This is a genomic window from Xanthomonas sp. 10-10, from assembly GCF_040182365.1.
GTDB lineage: Bacteria > Pseudomonadota > Gammaproteobacteria > Xanthomonadales > Xanthomonadaceae > Xanthomonas > Xanthomonas arboricola_F.
In genome coordinates, this window is record NZ_CP144460.1 from 2806918 (window position 1) to 2828240 (window position 21323).

At 64.9% G+C, this 21323-nt stretch carries 19 protein-coding genes; 11 read left to right on the forward strand and 8 right to left on the reverse strand.

The features are described 5' to 3' along the window. Positions 1-83: 83 nt before the first annotated feature. The 3 genes from VZ068_RS11850 to VZ068_RS11860 all read right to left on the reverse strand — a co-directional run bounded on the left by VZ068_RS11850 (position 84) and on the right by VZ068_RS11860 (position 3231). The gene (locus VZ068_RS11850) at positions 84-1325 is read right to left on the reverse strand and encodes an argininosuccinate synthase (RefSeq protein ID WP_259160682.1); all 1242 of its coding nucleotides are present in this window, start codon (positions 1323-1325) and stop codon (positions 84-86) included. A 52-nt stretch (positions 1326-1377) separates the two neighbouring features. Further along, positions 1378-2409 carry an N-acetylornithine carbamoyltransferase gene (locus tag VZ068_RS11855; RefSeq protein WP_259160684.1) on the reverse strand — a complete coding sequence of 344 codons (1032 nt, stop codon included), beginning with the start codon at positions 2407-2409 and terminating at the stop codon, positions 1378-1380. Positions 2410-2718: 309 nt separating this feature from the next. Further along, on the reverse strand, positions 2719-3231 hold the full coding sequence (locus VZ068_RS11860) for a hypothetical protein (RefSeq protein WP_259150610.1): 513 nt from the start codon (positions 3229-3231) through the stop codon (positions 2719-2721). A 156-nt stretch (positions 3232-3387) separates the two neighbouring features. Here VZ068_RS11860 and cysS point away from each other — a divergent pair, with 156 nt between their 5' ends. The 3 genes from cysS to VZ068_RS11875 all read left to right on the forward strand — a co-directional run bounded on the left by cysS (position 3388) and on the right by VZ068_RS11875 (position 6688). Next, positions 3388-4803, forward strand: a complete 1416-nt coding sequence (gene cysS / locus VZ068_RS11865) for a cysteine--tRNA ligase (protein WP_349655415.1) — start codon at positions 3388-3390, stop codon at positions 4801-4803. A gap of 200 nt (positions 4804-5003) precedes the next feature. Further along, complete coding sequence (locus tag VZ068_RS11870) at positions 5004-5441, forward strand: SufE family protein (protein ID WP_259160688.1); 438 nt, start codon at positions 5004-5006, stop codon at positions 5439-5441. Continuing rightward, positions 5438-6688, forward strand: coding sequence for an MFS transporter (locus tag VZ068_RS11875; protein WP_259150613.1), 1251 nt, complete (start codon positions 5438-5440; stop codon positions 6686-6688). Before VZ068_RS11870 ends, VZ068_RS11875 begins: the two co-directional genes overlap by 4 nt. A 536-nt stretch (positions 6689-7224) precedes the next feature. On the opposite strand, the gene dksA is transcribed toward VZ068_RS11875, so the two are convergent. Beyond that, positions 7225-8250: an RNA polymerase-binding protein DksA gene (gene dksA, locus VZ068_RS11880; RefSeq protein WP_349655416.1), complete on the reverse strand. Its 1026-nt coding sequence runs from the start codon at positions 8248-8250 to the stop codon at positions 7225-7227. Positions 8251-8334: 84 nt separating this feature from the next. Between dksA and yidD the strand changes: the two genes are divergently transcribed. The 6 genes from yidD to eutC all read left to right on the forward strand — a co-directional run bounded on the left by yidD (position 8335) and on the right by eutC (position 15101). Continuing rightward, a complete protein-coding gene (yidD, locus tag VZ068_RS11885) occupies positions 8335-8634 on the forward strand; it encodes a membrane protein insertion efficiency factor YidD (protein ID WP_349655417.1) in 300 nt (99 codons plus the stop codon). After that, on the forward strand, positions 8631-9980 hold the full coding sequence (locus tag VZ068_RS11890; protein WP_349655418.1) for a dihydroorotase: 1350 nt from the start codon (positions 8631-8633) through the stop codon (positions 9978-9980). The genes yidD and VZ068_RS11890 overlap by 4 nt, the downstream gene beginning before the upstream one ends. Further along, complete coding sequence (locus tag VZ068_RS11895; RefSeq protein ID WP_259150617.1) at positions 9980-10819, forward strand: M23 family metallopeptidase; 840 nt, start codon at positions 9980-9982, stop codon at positions 10817-10819. The genes VZ068_RS11890 and VZ068_RS11895 overlap by 1 nt, the downstream gene beginning before the upstream one ends. A gap of 690 nt (positions 10820-11509) precedes the next feature. Then, on the forward strand, positions 11510-12874 hold the full coding sequence (eat, locus tag VZ068_RS11900) for an ethanolamine permease (protein ID WP_259163734.1): 1365 nt from the start codon (positions 11510-11512) through the stop codon (positions 12872-12874). Then, positions 12871-14283, forward strand: coding sequence for an ethanolamine ammonia-lyase subunit EutB (locus VZ068_RS11905; RefSeq protein WP_349655419.1), 1413 nt, complete (start codon positions 12871-12873; stop codon positions 14281-14283). Before eat ends, VZ068_RS11905 begins: the two co-directional genes overlap by 4 nt. Continuing rightward, positions 14280-15101 carry an ethanolamine ammonia-lyase subunit EutC gene (eutC, locus tag VZ068_RS11910; RefSeq protein ID WP_349655420.1) on the forward strand — a complete coding sequence of 274 codons (822 nt, stop codon included), beginning with the start codon at positions 14280-14282 and terminating at the stop codon, positions 15099-15101. Before VZ068_RS11905 ends, eutC begins: the two co-directional genes overlap by 4 nt. Positions 15102-15231: 130 nt before the next feature. On the opposite strand, the gene VZ068_RS11915 is transcribed toward eutC, so the two are convergent. From VZ068_RS11915 to VZ068_RS11925, 3 genes are all read right to left on the reverse strand, one after another. After that, complete coding sequence (locus VZ068_RS11915; RefSeq protein WP_349655421.1) at positions 15232-15528, reverse strand: hypothetical protein; 297 nt, start codon at positions 15526-15528, stop codon at positions 15232-15234. A 216-nt stretch (positions 15529-15744) separates the two neighbouring features. Further along, entirely contained in the window at positions 15745-16035 is a 291-nt protein-coding gene (locus VZ068_RS11920) for a hypothetical protein (protein ID WP_349655422.1), read from the reverse strand. A 285-nt stretch (positions 16036-16320) separates the two neighbouring features. After that, complete coding sequence (locus VZ068_RS11925; protein WP_349657698.1) at positions 16321-16824, reverse strand: pyridoxamine 5'-phosphate oxidase family protein; 504 nt, start codon at positions 16822-16824, stop codon at positions 16321-16323. Between the two features lie 407 nt (positions 16825-17231). Between VZ068_RS11925 and VZ068_RS11930 the strand changes: the two genes are divergently transcribed. Together VZ068_RS11930 and VZ068_RS11935 are read left to right on the forward strand one after the other, a co-directional pair. After that, on the forward strand, positions 17232-18371 hold the full coding sequence (locus VZ068_RS11930) for a putative acyl-CoA thioester hydrolase (protein ID WP_349657699.1): 1140 nt from the start codon (positions 17232-17234) through the stop codon (positions 18369-18371). A 391-nt stretch (positions 18372-18762) separates the two neighbouring features. Then, the gene (locus VZ068_RS11935; protein ID WP_349655423.1) at positions 18763-20433 is read left to right on the forward strand and encodes a glycoside hydrolase family 28 protein; all 1671 of its coding nucleotides are present in this window, start codon (positions 18763-18765) and stop codon (positions 20431-20433) included. 178 nt (positions 20434-20611) lie between these two features. On the opposite strand, the gene VZ068_RS11940 is transcribed toward VZ068_RS11935, so the two are convergent. Then, entirely contained in the window at positions 20612-21301 is a 690-nt protein-coding gene (locus tag VZ068_RS11940) for a phytoene/squalene synthase family protein (protein ID WP_349655424.1), read from the reverse strand. Positions 21302-21323 lie beyond the last annotated feature (22 nt).

Consider the following 21323-nt stretch of genomic DNA (forward strand, 5'->3'; position numbering starts at 1 on the left):
CGGCAGGTCGCCCTCATCCGGCGCTATGCGCCACCTTCTCCCGCGTGCGGGAGAAGGAACATAGGCTGCCTGCGGCGGTCGTCTCAGCGGTTGACCTGCGCATAGAGCGTCGAGCTCATCCCGAACAGCTTGATGAAGCCTTCGGCCTCTTCCACGCCCCAGTCGGCCGACTGCGCGTAGGTCGCGCCCTTGGTGTTGAGCAGGTGCGGCGAGCGCACCGCCACCGCATCGACGCGGCCGCCGCGGGTTTCCAGCGTCACTTCGCCGTTGACCTTGGCCTGCGAGGACTTCAGGAACGCCTCGATGTCGGTCTTGAGCGGGTCGTGATAGAAGCCTTCGTACACCAGCTCCACCCACTTGCGCGCCACGTCCGGCTTGAAGCGGTTCTGCTGCTTGGTCAGCACCGCATCTTCCAGCGCACGGTGCGCGGTAAGCAGCGAGATCAGGCCCGGCGCCTCGAACACGATGCGGCCCTTCAGGCCGATCACGGTGTCGCCGGTGTACACGCCGCGGCCCACGCCGTACTGGGCAAACAAGGTATTGAGCTTGGCCAGGATCTTGGCGCCCGGAAGCGGCTTGCCGTCCAGCTCCACCGCCTCGCCTTCGACGAACTTCAAGGTCACCGTCAACGCTTCGGTCGGCCACGCACTGCGCGGGGCGCACCAGCCACGCGCCCCTTCGCCCGGCGCTTCCCAGCGGTCGATTTCGCCGCCGGACATGGTCAGCCCCAGCAAATTCTCGTTGATGGTGTAGGCCTGCTGTTTGGCGCGCACGCCGAAGCCGCGCGCTTCCAGGTACTTCTGCTCGTAGGCGCGGGTCTGGGTGTGTTCCTTCTGGATCTCGCGGATCGGCGCGACGATCTGGTAATCGCCCAACGCCTTCACCGCCAGGTCGAAACGCACCTGGTCGTTACCCATGCCGGTGCAGCCGTGCGCAATGATGCGCGTGCCCAGCTCTTCGGCGCGCTTGAGCGCGGCATCGACGATCAGATAGCGGTCCGACACCAGCAACGGGTACTGGCCCTGGTAGCCCTCGCCCGCCCACACGAACGGCTTGACGAAGCCTTCCCAGATCGCCGGGCCACCATCGACGGTGACATGGCTGGCGGCGCCCAGTTCGGCGGCGCGCTTCTCGATGAAGTCGCGCTCCTCGGCATCCACACCGCCGGTATCGGCAAACACGGTATGCACCGCATAACCACGCTCCTGCAGATACGGAATGCAGAAGCTGGTGTCCAGGCCACCGGAGAAGGCGAGAACGATGTCCTTCTTGCCGCCGGGAATCGGGAGTTGGGAATCGGGAATGGTGGAAGCAGTGCTCATCATTGTTTCCTTGGTACGTAAAAGTGGGGATCAACGTTCTTGCTGTTGCGATTCTCTATTCCCGATTACCGATTCCCGCTTGCGAAGCGAGCGCCGCCATGATCGCCTTCTGCACATGCAGGCGATTCTCGGCTTCATCGATGGCGATGCAGTTGGGCGAATCCATCACCGCGTCGGTGGCCTTGACGTTGCGACGCAGCGGCAGGCAATGCGAGAACACGCCGTTGTTGGTCAGCGCCATCTTGCGTTCGTCGACGATGAAGTGCTGGTACTGGTCGCGGATCGGCTTTTCCGGCTCCCAGTTGCCGAAGAACGGCAGCGCGCCCCAGCTCTTGGCATAGACGACATCGGCGCCGGCGTAGGCGCTGTCGATGTCATGGCTGACCTGCAGCGAGCCGCCGCTTTCGGCCACGTTCTGCGCCGCCCAGTCCATGTAGCGCTGATCCAGGATGTAGTCCGGCGTCGGGCACAGCAGGGTCACGTCCATGCCCAAGCGGGTGGCGATGGTCAGCGCGGAATTGGCCACCGCAGTGTTGAGCGGCTTGGGGTGATAGGTCCAGGTCAGCACGTACTTCTTGCCGCGCAGATCCGGCGTACCGAAGTGCTCCTGCAAGGCCAGCGCATGCGCCAGCTCCTGGCACGGGTGGGTGATCGTCTCCATGTTGATCACCGGCACCGGCGAATACTTCGCGAAGCTTTTGAGCACCTGGTCCTCGCGGTCCTTGGACCAGTCGACGAACTTGGGAAACGCGCGCACACCGATCAAATCGACATAACGGCCCAGCACCCGCGCCACTTCGGCGATGTGCTCTTCGGTGTCGCCATCCATCACCGTGCCCAGGTTGAACTCGATCGGCCAGGCATCCTTGCCCGGCTGCAGCACCACCGCATGCCCACCCAACTGGAACGCGCCCAGCTCGAAGCTGGTGCGGGTGCGCATGGACGGGTTGAAGAACACCAGCGCGATCGACTTGCCCTTCAGCTCGCTTCCCAGCTTGTTGCGTTTGAACAACGCGGCCTGGGTCAACAGCGCGTCCAGTTCGGCGCGGCTCCAGTCCTGGGTGTTCAAGAAGTGCTTCAGTGACATCGATCGATCCTTTGCTGCGTGCTTCTGCTGCGTGGTCCGCCAGGAGCGACGGGGTGCGCGACATGCGCGTTTCTTGCGGTTGAAACTTTTGTGACGCCAAAACGAAAAAACCCAGCCTGTGGGCTGGGTCTTCAGAACGGACAGCAAAACGCCCCGGTTACCCAGCGAAAATGTGGGATTCCGGTCGGCGGGCACGCGAGGTCATGCCGGAGGCCATCCGGGCGGCGCTGATGTCGTGCTGAAAGGGGATTGCTTGCATAGGGCGCGAATCCTCGCATGCATGCGGGCACGGCGCAACCGCCATGCGCCTCAGCGCGGCGGTGCGACGATGGCGTCGGGAATGTACGGGGTCACCGACACCCGGATGCGCAGCCGGTTGCCCGGATCTTCCGGCAGCCGCGAGCGGTACTTGGTGCCCTTGTAGACGTAGTCCACGTCGAAGGCGATCGGGCGCCGGAACTCGCGCGGCACTTCCACGACCTTGCAATTGCGGCGGGTGCTGGTGGGCGGCACTGCCGCCGGCGTCGCCGGCTCGGGCCGACGCGAGAACATTTCCTTGACCGAATCGACCATGCGGTTGATGCGGCCCTCGTCCTCGACAGCGGCAACCGGCACCGGCGTCGCCTGTTCGGCCTCGCACTGTTCTTCGATGCGGGTGGCGCGCAGGGTCTGGTAGACCGGCTCGACATTGAGCACCTGCGCGTAATCCAGCTTGACGTTTTCGATCACGACGACCCGGTTTTTGACATCGGGCTCTGCCGCATGTGCCGGCAATGCCTGCCAGGCCAGCACACACAGCGTGGGGAACAGAAGAAGTCGCATCAGGACCGGAGGGGCGAAGCCAGGCAGTACGTAAGTGTATGGAGCTTGCGATCTCCGGGGCTGAACGCAGCCCATCCGGTCGCGGGTGTCGGCGTGCCGGTTCGCCATCTTGCCGCAAGGGGCTAGAATCGCGCGGTTACCCTTTTTCAGATGCCGATGAGCCTGCGCCTGCACAACAACCTGACGCGGCGGGTCGAACCGTTCGCGCCGCTCGATCCGTCCTGCCCCACCCTGTATGTGTGCGGCCCTACCGTCTACAACTACGCGCATATCGGCAACGCCCGCGGCCCGGTGGTGTTCGACGTGCTGGCCGCGCTGCTGCGGCGGCGCTATGGCGCGCTGCGCTACGCACGCAACATCACCGACGTGGACGACAAGATCAACGCTGCCGCACAGGCGCAGGGCGTGCCGATCTCCACCATCACCGACCGCTTCGCCGCGATCTATCGCCAGGACATGGCCGCGCTCGGCGTGGTGCCGCCGGATATCGAACCGGAGGCCACCGCGCATATTCCGCACATCGTGGCGATGATCGAGCAGCTGATCGAGGGCGGCCATGCCTATGCCGCCGAAGGCCATGTGCTGTTTGCAGTGGCCAGTTTCGACGGTTACGGCAAGCTGTCGCGGCGCGACCCCGACGAAATGCTGGCCGGTGCGCGCGTGGACGTGGCGCCGTACAAGCGCGACCCCGGCGACTTCGTGCTGTGGAAGCCGTCCAGCGACGAGCTGCCCGGCTGGGAGTCGCCGTGGGGCCGCGGCCGCCCCGGCTGGCATATCGAATGCTCGGCGATGGCCGCCGCGCACCTGGGCCCGACCATCGACATCCATGCCGGCGGCGTGGACCTGCAGTTCCCGCATCACGAAAACGAAATCGCGCAAAGCGAATGCGCGCATGGCGGCGCCACCTTCGCCCGCTTCTGGCTGCACAACGGCATGCTCAATTTCAGCGGCGCCAAGATGAGCAAGTCGCTGGGCAACATCGAGACCGTGCACGACCTGATCGCCAAGCACCCGCCCGAAGCGCTGCGGCTTGCGCTATTGAGCGCGCATTACCGGCAACCGCTGGATTGGTCGGATGCGCTGATCGAGGATCAGGTCAAGCGGCTCGATGGCTTGTACGGAACCTTGCGGAGCCTGAAGGCGATCCAAGCGCAGGCAACGATTCCCGAGCAGATAGAAGACGCGCTCAGCGACGACCTCAACACACCGCTGGCGCTCGCGGTGCTGGCAAAGCTTGCGAAGGATGCGAACCGGGCGCTGCTGGAGCTCGCACCGGCCGGTGGCGCAGGCGATGGGCTCAGCGCGGAGAATCTTGCAGCATTGCAACGTGCCAAGGCCGAGCTGCTCGGGGCCGGAATGGCGCTGGGCCTGCTGCAGCAGGACCCGGCCACCTGGTTCTCGCGCGGCACCGATGCCGGCGACGATGCGCGCATCACCGTGCTGGTCGAAGAACGCAATTCTGCCAAGAAAGCCAGGGACTTCGCCCGCGCCGACGCCATCCGCAAGCAGCTCGCCGACGAAGGCATCGTGCTGGAAGACACCCCGCAAGGCGTGCGCTGGAAGCGTGCCTGACCGTCGGGAGAAGGTGCCCCACAGGGGCGGATGAGGGTACGGGCGAAGTCACATGCATGGCTTTTTTTGAGATGGGCGAAGCCACCCGCATCCAATTCCAGCCAGGCTTCGCCCGCACCCTCACCCCAACCCCTCTCCCGGAGGGAGAGGGGCTTTGACCGAACGCCCCTGGATTTTTTGCGACCGATTCTGGAATTTTGATGACCACCACCCCCTTCCCGCTAGAACCCACCGCCACCGATGCGCAGGCCGCGATCGCCGAGGAGTTCTCCTTCTTCGGCGACTGGTCCGAGCGCTACCAGTACCTGATCGACCTGGGCCGCAAGCTGCCGACCTTCCCGGAACAGTGGAAGACCGAAGAACACCGCCTGCATGGCTGCCAGTCGATGGTGTGGATCGTGCCCGAAGGCAATGCGCAACGGCTGGACTTCCATGCCGTCAGCGATTCGGCCATCGTGTCCGGGCTGATCTATCTCGCACTGCGCGTGTATTCCGGGCGTAGCGCGCAGGAAATCCTGGCCACCGAACCGGACTACATCGCCGGCATTGGCCTGGCCAAGCACCTGTCGCCAACGCGCAGCAATGGGGTGGCCGCCATGCTGGCCTTCATCCGTGAAACGGCCCGCGCACAACAGTGAGTACGCCGACGCCCTCGCCCACCGACTCGCTGCGCACGCTGTTCGCCCATCCTGGCTTCGGCCTGGTGTTGCTGTACCGCGTCGCGGCGATGCTGTCGTATCAGGTCGTGGCAGTCACGGTCGGATGGCACATCTATGAGATCACGCGCAATCCGCTGTCGCTGGGGCTGATCGGCCTTGCCGAAATCCTGCCGTTCTTCTGCATCGCGCCGTTTGCCGGCTATCTGGTCGACCATCTGCCACGCAGGCGCCTGGGCATGGTCGCAGTGCTGGGGCTGGTGACCACGGCACTGCTGTTGATGGCAGTCGCGCAGGGCTGGCTACCCATCCAGGGCGTATGGCCGATCTACGCTGCCATCGCATTGACCGGCGCGGCGCGCTCGTTCCTGTCGCCGGTCTACAACGCCTTGTTCGCGCGTGCGTTGCCGCGCGAAGCGTTCGCACGCGGCGCCAGCATCGGCAGCGTCACCTTCCAGGCCGGCATGGTGATCGGCCCGGCACTGGGCGGCGTGCTGGTCGGCTGGGGCGGCAAGGGACTGGCCTATGGCGTGGCCGCCGGCGTGGCGCTGGTGGCGATCCTGGCCCTGGCGCTGTTGCGCGTCAGCGAGCCGGTCAACGCCGGCCCGCGCGCACCGATCTTCCGCAGCATTGCCGAAGGTGCGCAGTTCGTGCTCTCCAACCAGATCATGCTGGGCGCGATGGCGTTGGACATGTTTTCGGTGTTGCTGGGCGGCGCGGTCTCGATGTTGCCCGCCTTCATCCAGGAAATCCTGCATTACGGCCCCGAAGGCCTGGGCATCCTGCGCGGTGCGCCGGCGCTTGGCTCGATCGTGGTCGGTGTGTGGCTGGCGCGGCACCCGCTGCAGCGCAATGCCGGACGCATCCTTATGCTGTCGGTGGCCGGCTTCGGGCTGTGCACCATCGCCTTCGGCCTGTCGCGGCACTTCTGGCTGTCGGCGGCGATCCTGCTGGTCTACGGCATGTGCGACGGCGTATCGGTGGTAGTACGGCAAACCATCCTGCAGCTCGCCACACCGGACGCGATGCGTGGCCGGGTGTCGTCGATCAACGGCATCTTCATCGGCTCGTCCAACGAACTGGGCGCGTTCTACGACGGCGTCATGGCACGGCTGGTCGGGCTGGTGCCGGCAGTCGTCATCGGCGGCTGCGTCACCCTGGGCGTGGTGGCGACCACGGCCTGGAAGGCCCCGCGGCTACGCAAACTGGATTTACGCGACCTGCAATAAGCGCAGCTCACCAGACGGCTGCGCGCAGTGCAGGACGGGCGCAGTCGGTGCTCGGCGCGGCAGCGGATACCGCGTGCGCGGGTGATGCGCGCGGCGGCTAGGCCCGCCCATGACTGCCCGCCACGTGTTGCCGGACGCCCCGAGCCTAGTCTGGCGAGGCAACCCCGGTTGCAGATCCCGCCGGTGCCTGTGACAACGGCTACGTGCGCGTTATCGGACGCTCCGCTCCAGGCCAGGCCAGGCCAGGCCAGGCAACGGTTGCACATGCCGCCGTTGCCTATGCCCAGTGCTTGCTACGTGTTGTCAGACGCTCAAGCCAAGCCTGGCGAGGGGGGCTGCGTATGCCGCCAGTCCCTGCACCGCTTGCGCGCGCTCGCGTTGCGGCAGTCGATGCAACCGCATTAAGCGGCCACGCAAGACGCGGCGTGACCTGACACCTGCAACGGCGCGCCACCACAACGGCCTGCGGCACCCCACCGCCACACAAAAAACCCCCGCACATGGCGGGGGTCTTCAATGCGAACGGAGGAAGACGATCAGTCGCCCTGCTGCTTCTGCAGGTGCTCCCAACGCTCCTGGGCGTCGATGGTGCGCTCGGCAGTCAGACGTGCGTCCAGACGGTCCAGGCCGATCTCTTCGCCGGTATCTACGCAGTAGCCGTAATCGCCGTCTTCCAGACGCTTGAGCGTGCTGTCGATCTTGGAGATCAGCTTGCGGGCGCGGTCGCGGGCGCGCAGTTCCAGCGAATTCTCGGTCTCACGCGTGGCGCGTTCGGCTTCGTCGCCGATATCGCGGACTTCTTCGCGCAGGTTTTCGATGGTCTGCTTGGATTCCTCGACCATCTCGTTGCGCCAGCTCTGCAGACGCTGACGGAAGTATTCCTGCTGCAGCTTGCTCATGTACTCCTCGTCCGCCGAAGGCTTGTAGCCCTGCGGGAGGATCGGACGACCGGTGGTCTCGTCGATCTTGTAGTCGACCACCTTGTACTTGGTCTTCGGCGTCGGGCTGGAGGACTTGGCAGTCACGGCCACTGCCACCTTGCCGACCGGACGGGTCGCGGCGGGCTTGGCGGGGGCTTCGGTTTTGGTTGGCGTTTTTGCGGAAGATTTCGAAACGGGCACGGGATTCTTAAGTGGCGGGGTCGCAGGCTTTGCCGGCTTCGCAGGGACGGCCTTGGGGGCCGGTGCGGGCGCGGGCTTCTCAGCCTTGACCGGGACTGACTTGGCCGGAACCGGCTTGGCGGCCGGCTTCGGTACGGACTTGGACGCCACCGGCTTGGCAGCCGGTTTGGCGGCAGCCGGAGCTGCCTTGCTCGCCGCCGGCTTGGCAGCGGTCTTGGCGACAGGTTTCACGGGCTTGGTCGCTGCGGTCTTGGAGGCCGCTGCCGGCTTGGCAACGGTCTTGGCCGCAGCTGCCTTCTTGGCAACCGGTTGCTTGGGAGCCAGCGTCGCCTTCTTGGCGGCCGGTTTTGCAGCAGCGGGCGCCGCTGCCTTCTTCGCAGCGGGTTTGGCGGACTTCTTGGCGGCCTCTACGGCCTTTTTTGCAGGTTTTTTAGCAGCCACGAAACGCTCTTCCTTGGTTCCCCCGGGGCCCGGGAAAGCGGGCCTTTATAACGTACCCCGCGGACCCCCGGCAACCACCTATTAATGCAACTGGCATATGATTGGCAAGTGATCGGACGCCTGCTCATCGCGCTGTTGCGCTTCTACAAGCTGTTCATCAGCCCGCTGCTCGGGCCGCGCTGCCGTTTTGCGCCCAGTTGCTCGGAGTATGCGATGACCGCCATCGGCCGCTTCGGCCCGCTACGCGGGAGCTGGATGGCCGCGCGCCGGCTGGGCCGCTGCCATCCCTTCCATCCGGGCGGCTTCGATCCGGTGCCTGACGCGCCCGCCTCCGCTGCCCCTTCCCCCTCTTCTTCCTGCAGTTGCAAAGGACCTCATCCATGAGCCGAACCGTCATCATCAACGCCCGCCTGGTCAATGAAGGCAAGGAGTTCGACGCCGATCTCCTGATCGAGGGCGGTCGCATCGCCAAGATCGACAGCAAGATCACCCCGGATGCAGGCGACACCGTGGTGGACGCGGCCGGGCGCTGGGTGCTGCCGGGCATGATCGACGACCAGGTGCATTTCCGCGAGCCGGGCCTGACCCACAAGGGCGATATCGCGACCGAATCGGGCGCAGCGGTGGCCGGCGGCCTGACCAGCTTCATGGACATGCCCAACACCAACCCGCCCACACTGGACGCGGCCGCACTGCAGGCCAAGTACGATGCCGCCGCCGGGCGCGCCTGGGCCAACTACGGCTTCTACATGGGTGCCAGCAACGACAACCTGGCCGCGATCCAATCGCTGGACCCCAAGACGGCTCCGGGCATCAAGGTGTTCATGGGCGCCTCCACCGGCAACATGCTGGTCGACAATCCCGAGACGCTGGACGCGATCTTCCGCGACGCGCCGACGCCGATCATCACCCATTGCGAAGACACCCCGACCATCGATGCGACGCTGGCGCAGTACAAGGAAAAATACGGCGACGCGTTGACCCCGGAGATGCACCCGGACATCCGTTCGCGGCAGGCCTGCCTGAAGTCTTCGCAGCTGGCGGTATCGCTGGCGCGCAAGCACAACACCCGCCTGCACGTGCTGCATATCTCCACCGCCGACGAGTTGGGGCTGTTCGAAGCCGGCCCGCTGGTGGACGCCGACGGCAAGCTGCGCAAGCGCATCACCGCCGAGACCTGCATCCACTTTCTGCGCTTCGACCGCAGCGACTACGCGCGGCTGGGCAACCTGATCAAATGCAACCCCGCGATCAAGGACGCCGACGACCGCCTGGCCCTGATCGAAGCGCTGGCAGAAGACGTCATCGACGTGCTCGCCACCGATCACGCCCCGCATACCTGGGAAGAGAAGCAAAAGCCCTACGCGCAGGCGCCCTCCGGCCTGCCGCTGGTGCAGTACGCGCTAGTCGCCGCGCTGGAGCTGGTGCACGAGGGCAAGCTGCCGATCACCCGCATCGTGCAGAAGTTCGCGCATGCGCCGGCGCAGCTGTTCGATGTGGAGGAGCGCGGCTTTCTGCGCGAAGGCTACTTCGCCGATCTGGTGATGATCGACAACACCCCGTTCACGGTGAAGCGCGAGCAGGTGCTGTCCAAATGCGGCTGGTCGCCGTTCGAAGGCACCACCTTCCGCTCGCGCATCGCCGCAACCTGGGTCAACGGACAGCAGGTGTGGGATGGCGAACAGCTGGTCGGCAGCGCCGCCGGCCAGCGCCTGACCTTCGACCGCTGATGCGCGCAGCCTTCCTCGGTGCATGGCTGGCGCTGATGCCGGCCATGCTGAGTGCGGGTGCGGTGCAGGCGCAGGCCACAAACGAGGCTGGCGTGGTGTTCCCGGCCAGCGCGTCGCAAGGGGCGATGGTGATCGGCAAGGTGCCTGCCGGCAGCAGCGTGCAGTATGCGGGGCGCACCTTGCGTGTCAGCGGCTACGGCAGCGTGGTGTTCGGCATTGGCCGCGATGCCACCGGCCCGCTGCAGGTGCGCATCACCCTGCCCGATGGCACCCAGCGCACCAGCAGCATCGCGGTGACGCCACGCGACTGGCCAACCGAGCGCGTCAATGGCGTGCCACCCAAGACGGTGAACCCGCCTGCAGCCATTGCCGAGCGCATCAAACGCGAGCAGGCGCAAGTCACCGCCGCGCGCGATCGCGACGATGCACGGACCGATTTTGCGCAGCCATTCATCTGGCCAGTGCAAGGCCGTATCAGCGGCCGGTTCGGCAACGCGCGCGTGTACAACGGTCAACCGGGCGCGGGACACTCGGGCATGGACATCGCCGTACCGACCGGCACGCCGGTCAAGGCGCCGGCGGCCGGCGTGGTGACCTTTGCAGCGCCGGATCTGTATCTGACCGGCGGCACGCTGCTGCTCGATCACGGCTTTGGCATCAGCTCCAATTTCCTGCACCTGTCGCGGATCGACGTCAAAGTAGGCGATCGGGTGGAACAAGGCCAAGTGATTGCCGCAGTGGGAGCGACGGGGCGGGCGACCGGACCGCATCTGCATTGGGGGATGAATTGGTTCGATGTACGCATCGACCCCTTGCTGGTGCTTGAGCGCGGGAAGTAGGTCTGCTGATCTGCTGACTCGTAGAACACCGGCGCGGCAACCATGCCGGCAGCCAACGCTCTCTGCGGCGCGGTTCGATATACGCATCGACCCCTTGCTGGTGCTTGAGCGCGGAAAGTAAATGCAGTTGGGCAGCTTCTCCCTTCTCCCCTCGGGAGAAGGTGGCGCGTAGCGCCGGATGAGGGTGCGGCGGCGGTGGGTTAACTGAGCAACCGTACCCTCACCGCAACCCTCTCCCAGAGGGAGAGGGGCTTTCAGCGATTGCGGCCGCACGGCGACCTGTCAGCGATTCCACCCACTTGTCGATTGATCGGATGGATTTGCTGCGCGTGCGAAGCTATGCGGCACTAAAAGCGTGAGCCAATGACACGCCAGCGCCACTGTGTAAGCACAGGCAGACATGCTGAACTCGCAGACAAGACCAGACCGGGAACCGGTAACCGGGAGCTGCGCTTGTCCCTCCGGAACCGCAGGTCAAGCATCGGGAAACTTAATAAAGATCGGAACGCCGCCACGTTCCGCCACACCTACCCGCTGCGCTTGTGTCCGTCGCCGGGCTTTGGGGTATAACCGGGAGAGCGTCGATCATTGCCGATGACAGCGACCGGTCAGCCAGCGATGGTCGATTGGTGTCGCGGCCCAGTCCCGGCAACCGGCGTGCTTCGTCTCCCCTCCCCCCGACTGCAGGAGATGTGCGACATGCGCAACGAGCAACTCAAGCCCACACTCGGTACCTGGCAGCTGTGGGGCATTGCAGTGGGTCTGGTGATCTCCGGCGAATACTTCGGTTGGAGTTATGGCTGGGGCACCGCCGGCACGCTTGGATTTCTGGTCACCACCGTGCTGGTTGCGGTGATGTACACCTGCTTCATCTTCAGCTTTACCGAGCTGACCACCGCCATTCCGAATGCGGGTGGGCCGTTCGCCTACAGCCTGCGCGCGTTCGGGACGTATGGCGGGATGCTGGCAGGCCTGGCCACGTTGATCGAATTCGTCTTTGCACCGCCGGCCATCGCGATGGCGATCGGTGCGTATCTGAATGTGCAGTTCCCCACGCTGGACCCACGTATCGCAGCCATCGGCGCGTACGTAATCTTCATGAGCTTGAACATTGTCGGCGTGGCGATTGCGGCCACCTTCGAGCTGATCGTCACCTTGCTGGCAGTGATCGAACTGCTGGTGTTCATGGGCGTGGTGGCACCGGGTTTCAGCGTGGCGCGCTTCGCCGCCAATGGCTGGGCCGGCAGCGACGTCTTTGGCCCAGCGGCGATCTCCGGCATCTTTGCCGCGATCCCCTTTGCGATCTGGTTCTTTCTGGCGATCGAAGGCGCGGCGATGGCCGCCGAGGAAGCCAAGGACCCCAAGCGCACGATCCCGCGTGCCTACATCGCCGGCATTCTCACCCTGGTGGTGTTGGCGCTGGGGGTGATGGTATTTGCCGGCGGCGTGGGCGACTGGCGCCAGCTCTCCAACATCAACGATCCACTGCCGCAGGCGATGAAGGCGGTGGTTGGCACTAGTTCGACCTGGCTGCATATGCTGGTGTGGATCGGCCTGTTCGGCCTGGTGGCCAGCTTCCACGGCATCATCCTGGGCTATTCGCGGCAATTCTTCGCGCTGGCGCGTGCCGGCTTTCTGCCGCATGGGTTGGCGACGTTGTCGCGGTTTCGCACGCCGCATCGCGCGATCCTGGCCGGCGGCGCCATCGGCATTGCCGCAATCTGCAGCGACAGCGTGGTGAAGATTCAGGGTATGTCGCTGACGGCGGCAATGATCACCATGTCGGTGTTCGGCGCCATCGTGATGTATGTGATGAGCATGCTCAGTTTGTTCAAGCTAAGGCGCAGCGAGCCCGGCCTGGAGCGTAGCTTCCGCGCGCCGGGGTATCCGGTGGTGCCGGCGATTGCGCTGTTGCTCGCGCTGGTCTGTCTGGTGGCGATGGTGTGGTTCAACCCGATCGTGGCGCTGATCTTCGTCGGCCTGCTGCTGTTCGGCGCGCTGTGTTGCGTGCTGAGCCTGCGCAGCCAGGCCTCGACTGTGGCCAACAGCAGATGAGCGGCTTTGCCTGCACCGTTGGCGGCCAGCAGTTCCGCTTCGCCGATCTGAAGACCCTGCTGGCCAAGGCAACGCCGGCGCGTTCGGGCGATCAACTGGCCGGGCTTGCGGCCGACTCGGAGCGACAGCGTGTGGCGGCGCAGATGGCGCTGGCGGATCTGCCGTTGCGCCATTTCCTCGCTGAAGCGGTGGTGCCGTATGAAAGCGATGAAGTCACCCGGCTGATCGTCGACCAGCACGACGCCAACGCATTCGCCGCTGTCGCGCACCTCACCGTCGGCGGCTTTCGCGATTGGCTGCTGAGCGCGCAGGCCGACGAAGCCGCGCTGGCCGCACTGGCACCCGGACTGACTCCGGAAATGGTGGCCGCCGTGTCCAAGCTGATGCGCGTGCAGGACCTGATCCTGGTGGCGCAGAAGATCCGCGTGGTCACGCGCTTTCGCAATACCTTGGGGTTGCGCGGGCGGCTGTCCACTCGCCTGCAGCCCAATCACCCCACCGACGACGCCACCGGCATTGCCGCCAGCGTGCTCGACGGGCTGTTGTACGGCAATGGCGATGCGGTGATCGGCATCAATCCGGCAAGCGATAGCCTGGCGGCCACCACGGCGTTGTTGCGCATGCTCGATGCGGTGATCACCGGCTACCAGATCCCCACGCAGTCGTGCGTGCTGGCCCACATCACCACCACCATCGAGGCCATCAACCGCGGCGTACCGGTGGATCTGGTGTTCCAGTCCATCGCCGGCACGGAGGCGGCCAATGCCAGCTTCGGCATCAACCTGGCGTTGTTGCAGGAAGGCCATGAGGCGGGCGTGTCGCTGCGACGCGGCGGTGTCGGCGACAACGTGATGTATTTCGAAACCGGCCAGGGCAGCGCGCTGTCGGCCAATGCGCATCACGGCGTGGATCAACAAACCTGCGAAGTGCGTGCCTATGCGGTAGCCCGACAGTTCAAACCGCTGCTGGTGAACACCGTGGTCGGCTTCATCGGCCCGGAGTATCTCTACGACGGCAAGCAGATCATTCGTGCGGGGTTGGAGGATCACTTCTGCGGCAAATTGCTTGGCGTGCCGATGGGGTGCGATATCTGCTACACCAACCATGCCGAAGCAGACCAGGACGACATGGATGTCTTGCTGACCCTGCTCGGCACCGCCGGCATCAACTTCATCATGGGCATTCCCGGCTCGGACGATGTGATGCTGAACTACCAGACGACCTCTTTCCACGATGCGCTGTACGCGCGTCAGGCGCTTGGCCTGCGGGCGGCGCCCGAGTTCGAGCAATGGCTGGAGCAGCACGGCATTTTGCGATTGCACGAGGATGGACGGTTTGCACTGGGCAGCGAGGTGCCCGCGGCATTTCGCCGCGCGTTGTCGCACTTTCCCAGCGGGGCGCCGCAATGAGCGAGCGGACAGACTCCCCGCACGATGCCTGGGCGCAACTGCGCCAGCTCACCCCTGCGCGCATCGCACTCGGACGGGTCGGTACCAGTCTGCCCACCGCAGCCCATCTGGATTTTCAGCTGGCGCATGCGCAGGCGCGCGATGCGGTGCATCTGGCATTCGACCCGGCGCCACTGCAGGCCGCGCTGGAACAACGTGGGCGCCGCAGCGTTCTGCTGCACAGCGCTGCGGCGGACCGGCACACCTATCTGCAACGGCCGGATCTGGGCCGTCGCCTGGCCGACGACGCTGCCACGCATCTGCGCGGACTCACCGCCGTTCATGGCGGCGGGCATGATGTCGCGGTGGTGGTCGCTGACGGGCTCTCTGCGCTGGCCGTGCATCGGCATGCGGCGAACATGCTCGAACAGATCGATGCCCTGGCCGCGCATGAAGACTGGTCGTTGGCGCCGGTGGTGCTGGTTGCACAAGGACGCGTCGCCATTGGCGACGAGGTCGGCGAGCTGCTCAACGCGCGCGCCGTGATCGTCCTGATCGGCGAGCGGCCGGGACTGAGTTCGCCAGACAGTCTCGGCCTGTATCTCACCTACACGCCACGCGTCGGCCTGACCGATGCCGCCCGCAACTGCATCTCCAATATCCGCGCCGAAGGACTGAGTTACGCCGACGCCACGCATAAACTTGCGTTTCTGTTGCGCGAATCGTTCCGCCGCAAGTTGTCCGGTGTGCAACTCAAGGATGAAGCAGAGCAACCGGCGCTGCCGTCTGCCGGGCCTGCCGATGCCGCTCCGCGCACGTTCCTGTTGCCGGATGCGTGACATTCTGACCGACGGATATGGAAATCGGTCATGAGCAAGGCAGCCAGCCGAGCGCGTACTCCGCGTCACGCATCACACGCCATCCTGCGATCCTGGGGATGCGGACAGGCCGATGACAGCCTGCGTGCGGTCATCTTTCGCGCAGCGCCGGTTCACTGACGACTCCGTTGTCGTAAACGGCCAGCGATGCTGGATGCACACCGTCGTTCGTCTCGAAATCGAAGCGGATATCGCGCTCGATCGCAAAGAAACGCGTCGTCCATTCGGGATAGAGCGTGGCCGAGAAACTGCCGGCAACCAGTTCCAGGTGGTTGCCATCGACGGTCACCGCAATGTCGCCGACATGGATTGTCGTTGGCAAATCGGATGCAACCGCGTCGACTGCGGCAAGAAGCGACAAGGCGATGAATAAATTGGCGAGTTTCACGCCGGATCCCGCTGTGGTGGAGTCCGACGGTAACCTTAGCCCAACGTCTGGCGCCGCCCGGAAGTCACCATGCCCGCTGGCCGCCGAGCCGAGCGATCGGGCCGCGATGCAACGTGCAGTGCATGGGCAATTGCAAGGCGCATCCATCTCGCAGCGCATCCATCTCGCACATCCGTCATCAGCCCACGGCAACCCGCTCATGGATGCGCATGACGATTATGGCAGCGCGCCATCGTGCGGATTGCTTGCGGCATACGTGCTGGTCTGCAGCTCGCTGTCATGCACATGACGCAATGCATTGCGCACGTTCTCGGGCAACCGGTCGACATCCAGCAACACTTTACCAGAATGCACATCGCGTACCGCCGATGCCTGCAGCACAAAATCGCCACCGTTCTCGATATTGACCACAAGCTCGGCACCGTCGTTGCGAATCTCACGTACCGCGCCAACGCCAACCTCGCCGTCGCGCAAAAATACCATCTGGCCGATTTCGATCTGCTGCATGTCAGTCTCCTGGCTGATCGCTGCGGCACAGCCGCGCTGTGCCTTGGCAGACGATCATTGCGCCGTCCGCTGTTGTGTGCCGGTGAAGCGCAGATCAGCGCCGCGTGGGCGCGCGCAACAACGCATCGACTGGCACATCCTGGCACATCGTGCGGACGGCTCCGTCAAGCGCTCCAATCCTGCAACGCCATGCGAACGCTAGCGCGTTGTCGGCAGGTGTCGGTGACCACCGTGCAGGGAACTCAGCACACACGCGGCCAGGCAGGCCGCATGTGCGCGTGGACATCAACGCAGCGGGACGTCCGCCACCTTGTCTTGATAATCCTTCTTCGGGTCCACACCGAACAACACCTTGATGCCGGCGAGCAGGCTTGACCCGTTGAGCCAGATCTGTGCGTGGTCGGCGTCCAGACGCAACAACGCCAACTTGGGATCCTCCTTGCCGCCTTCGTACCAGGCTGCGACGTACGGGTTCCACAAACGCTCGACCATGGCCGGATCGGTGTCCTCGATCAGCGAGCCGCTGATACTGGCAAACAAATCATGGCCCTTGCTGCTGAAGGCGCCGATGACGCGACGGCCCTGCCCCAGCATCGCGATCAAGGCATTGTCCTTGGAGGTGAAAAACCAGATGGGGCCGCCGCTGTCGCCTTCGATCTGTGCGGTCATCGGACGCGCATGGCCATCTTCGACGCCATCCAGGCCGAGCATAACGGTGCGATCGGATTTCAGGGCCTTCCAGAATTTTTCCTGCAGTTCTTTGGGATCTGTCATTTCGGTTCCTGACATACGCGTTATTACGCGGGCCGCTGAGTCTGGAAGGCCGCATGCCCACGGCATGTGAGGACGCTGCGTGCAATGCAGCGGCAACCCAAAGCCACGTCGACAACGCGACGCAATGGCGCGCGTTGCGACCTGCACCCGATGCAAAGCGTGACCACCGCGCACATCCTGCACATTGCTTGGCACCATCGGCACCCGCAAGCGAACCCGGCAGTACCATCGCTCCTGCACCACATGCGAGGCGAGGTGAACTTCGACACGCCCGTGGCGCAAGCTCCATCGCAGGCAACCGCGCTCGACGTTCACGCCGCGCCCTGCATCTGCGATATCCCACGTGTCTGATGCGTCCCTTTCCGAGAGAGCGCCACACCATGTCCGTCTCGCATATCCGCACGACCTGCATCGCCGCTGCACTGCTCAGTCTTGTCAGCGCCAATGCGGCCGCACTCACCGGCACCGCCTCACGCCCGCAGCTCACCAGCAGCGAAGCAGGCAGCTATACGATCGCCAAGGCCCTGGCCAAGGCCGGGCCGCTCACGGCCTTGGTCACCGACAACTGGAACCCCACCGCCGGCGTCGCCTTGCTCAGCGCGGACTATGCAGTGGCCGCCGATGGCTCAACGCGCTATCGCACCGTGCAGTCGGCGGTCGATGCGGCAGTGGCAGCAGGCGGCAGCACGCGCCGCTACATCAGTATCAAGGCCGGCACCTATACCGAACTGGTGTGCGTGCCGACCAACGCGCCGCCGCTGACGCTGTTCGGGCTGGGCACCGACGCCACCGATACCGTCATCCGCTTCAACAACGCCAACCCGACGCCCAAGCCGGCTGGCACGGCAAGTCACCCCTGTGCCAGCAATGCGTCGGCGACCACGGTGGGCACCTCCAACAGCGCGACCGTGACGGTGCGTGCAGCGGGCTTCCAGGCGCGCCACCTGCGCGTGCACAACAGCTATGTCGAAGGGACCTATCAGGACAACAACCAGTCGGCCGTCGCCCTGGCGGTGCGTGGCGACCAGGCCAGCTTCGAAGACGTGCTGGTGACTGGCAATCAGGACACCTTGCTGATCAGTGCGACCAATGCCGCCAACGTGATTCGCGCCTATTTCAAGAACAGCACGATCGAAGGCGATGTCGACTTCATCTTCGGATCGGGCATAGGCGTGTTCGACAACGCCCTGATCCGCTCTGCGGGTACGCGCCTGGGCAGCAGTCGTGGCGGCTATATCTTCGCGCCGAGCACGCGCCCGGGCAGCAGCTATGGGTTCCTGGCGATCAACAGCCGCTTTGTCGCCGGCTCCGGTTCGCCCGACAACCAGACCTATCTGGGCCGCGCCTGGGACGAAGGTGTCAGCAATCTGGGTGCTTACGTCAATGGCACCTCGCCCAATGGCCAGGTGACGGTGCGCGACTCCAGCCTGGGCAGCCATATCCGCAAGACCGCGCCCTGGAATGCCTCCACCGCCAGCCGCCCCTATTGCAGCAGCGGCTGCACCAATTCGGCAAACCGCCTTTACGAATACGGCAATACCGGGGCCGGGGCCGCCGACTGACCCATCGCCACGACAGCTGCGTTTTTTTGTAGCGTCCTGGCAGCAACATTTAGGCCTGGCACCGCTAGCCATCGCCTGTTGGCAATCCGCGTGATGCGGTCTGTCGACAGGCGATGGTGTTGACCGCTCATCCGCTTGCGCGATGGCAACACTTTATCGAAATGGGCACTGCATTGGGTGACTTCGGGGACGCGGCGTCGAGTTCGCCCCTCCGACGTCGGCCGCCCACATCAGGCACCAGGCTTGCCGCTCCCTTGCGCAATCGACATCGCAACATCGATACCTGCACTGCATGCCCGGCGTACCAGGCACGGTCATACGGCTGTCATGCAACGTATCGCCTCTGCGCGCAGATCGCACCGTCGCCACGCCCCATCGGAGCCCTCCCCCAATGCAATCTCCTTTCGCCTTTCCCGCCATCGCAGCACTGACGCTCGCCGTGTTCGGCATGACAAGCTTGCAGGCCGGCGCAGCGCGGCCGCACGGGCAGGATGTGCCCGACACCGCGCACAGCATCTCCACCCGTTGGGGCGTGGTCCGGCAGCCGACCTTGCCGACCCAGATCTGCGCCACGCTAAAAGCCGCACTGATGCCAGTGGCCGGTTCGTTGGACACGCTGGATCAGGACCCGGCCCACTCCAAGCGCGATACCGCGCGCCTGCAGGCAGCCATCGACGATTGCCCTGCCGGCAGCGCAGTGCATCTTGTCCCCGGCGATGCCGGCGAATCCGGCGTGCTCAGCGGGCCGTTGACCATCAAGAGCGGGGTCACGCTATGGATCGACCGCGGGGTCACCTTGTTCGGCTCGCGCAATCCGCAGGACTACGACAACGGCCTGGGCAGCTGCGGCACCGCCACCAGCGACAAGGCCAAGTCGTGTAGTCCACTGATCCATCTCTCCGACACCGCCAACAGCGCCATTGTCGGCGCCGGCAAGATCGACGGCCGTGGCGGCAGCACGCTCACTGCCGGGCCCAATGCCGGCAAGGCCAGTTGGTGGGATCTTGCCTATCTCAACGTCACCCAGGGCTTGAGCCAGCACGTGCCGCGCCTGCTGCAGATCGACGACAGCACCGACGTCACCTTGTACGACATCACCCTGGAGAACTCGCCCAATTTCCATGTCATCAGCGACAACGTGGTGGGCCTGACCGCGTGGGGCATCAAGATTCTGGCGCCCAGCCTGGTCTATTCGCGTCCCGGCTACCGCTGCCCGGCAGGCAGCACCCCGGACGTCAATCCGCACGCGACCTGCTTCACGCCGGAGACTGCCAAGAACACCGATGGCTTCGACCCGGGCCAGTCGAAGAATGTGCTTCTGGCGTACTCGTATATCGGCACCGGCGATGACGGTGTGGCGATCAAGGCGCACGCCAACAGCAAGCGCAGCATCGCCTCGGAAAACATGCTGTTCGCCTACAACCAGTTCTACTACACCCATGGTTTTTCGCTGGGCAGCGAAACCGATTCGGGCATGCGCCATATCTCCGTGCGTGGCTTGAGCATCGACGGCTTCAACGCCAACGATGTGCAGCGCGATCCCTACTCGGCCAATGGCCTGCGCATCAAGTCCGATGCCTCCCGCGGCGGCCAGGTCTACGACATCAGCTTCGAGAACATCTGCATGCGCGGGGTTGCGCGGCCGCTGGTGTTCGATGCCAACTACGCCAACCCGGCCACCCGCGACAAGCCCCCGCAGTTCAACGGCATTTCGCTCAGTCACGTGCATTCGCTGGGTTCGACCACCTTCGGTGGCGGCGAATTGAGTTTCTATGGGTATCGCGACGCCGGCACTACCCGGCCGATCACCATCTCGCTGGACAATGTCGTGCTGGAAGGCGGCAAGGTCAGCTTCGCGCAGCCGCATTTCGGCGGGCCTGCGAGCAACCCGGGCGCGACGCACTTCACCTTCAAGGGCGGGCCGGTGAGCTTTTACGATCAGCTGACCGAATCGGTGCCCAACGATGTGCAGCTACAAGGCAAACCCGGCCCGGGCACGCCACTGCAATGCAATGACGCCTTCATTGCCTATCACTCGGTGCTGCCGGATTCGCCGATTTGAATCCCAAGTGCCGAGCGCCACGGCAGTCACATGCGGATGCAACGCTTGCTGCGGTCTGCCGGTCGCAGCAAGCCATCGGTCCCAAGCCAACGATGTAACGGGCTTGCAACCGCCGCATCCGGCCAGCGGCGTAGCAGTGCGCTTGCACGGTACGGCCATGCGGCCGTCTCGCTTGCGCTCAGTCCGCGCCGCTAGCTGCGCGCCAGCTATGCCACAGCTGCTGCACCGGCGGCGGATAGGCTGCCTTGCCGCCCAGTTCGCGCTGCAGACGCAACCGTGCCAGGCGCGACCACACCCGGTGCGGCCGTGCCAATGCCGGCTTGCGTGGCCACGCACGTAGCAGCTGCGTGCGCCAGGCAACCGTGGTGACGCCGCCGGGCGCGGCGCTGTCACCGGCCACGCGTTGCCGTGCGTCCAGCCATTGCACCGACACCGCACTGGCATCGCTTGGCTGGCTGCGCGCAAACAACACCGCTTCCACAGCGACCACCGCCCCGGCAAAGCCACGCAGTTGATCCAGCGCCTGCTGCAGCGATGCCGGCTGCGCACGTGCCACCTGCATCGCCGGCAAGGTCTCGGCCAACTGCGCCCACGGCGCACGCACCGGCTCCAGCACGCGCCCCAGCGGGTGCCGCGAGCGTTGACCGGACCAGTCGCGCAGTTCCTGCTGCCACCACGCCAGCTTGGCATCGGCCGGCAGCGGGTCGCCGGCGATATTCATGATGTCCTCCCATTCCTGCAGCAAGGCGAACCAGGCCGCGGCCAGGTGCCGCTGCGGTTCGGGAACGAAAGGCTCGGCAACCGACCATTCCGGCCAGCGGGTTCGCCACTTGTCGAGAAAACTGTCGAGGGCGCTGGATTGGCTCATGGCGGGTCCAGAAAAAAGTCAA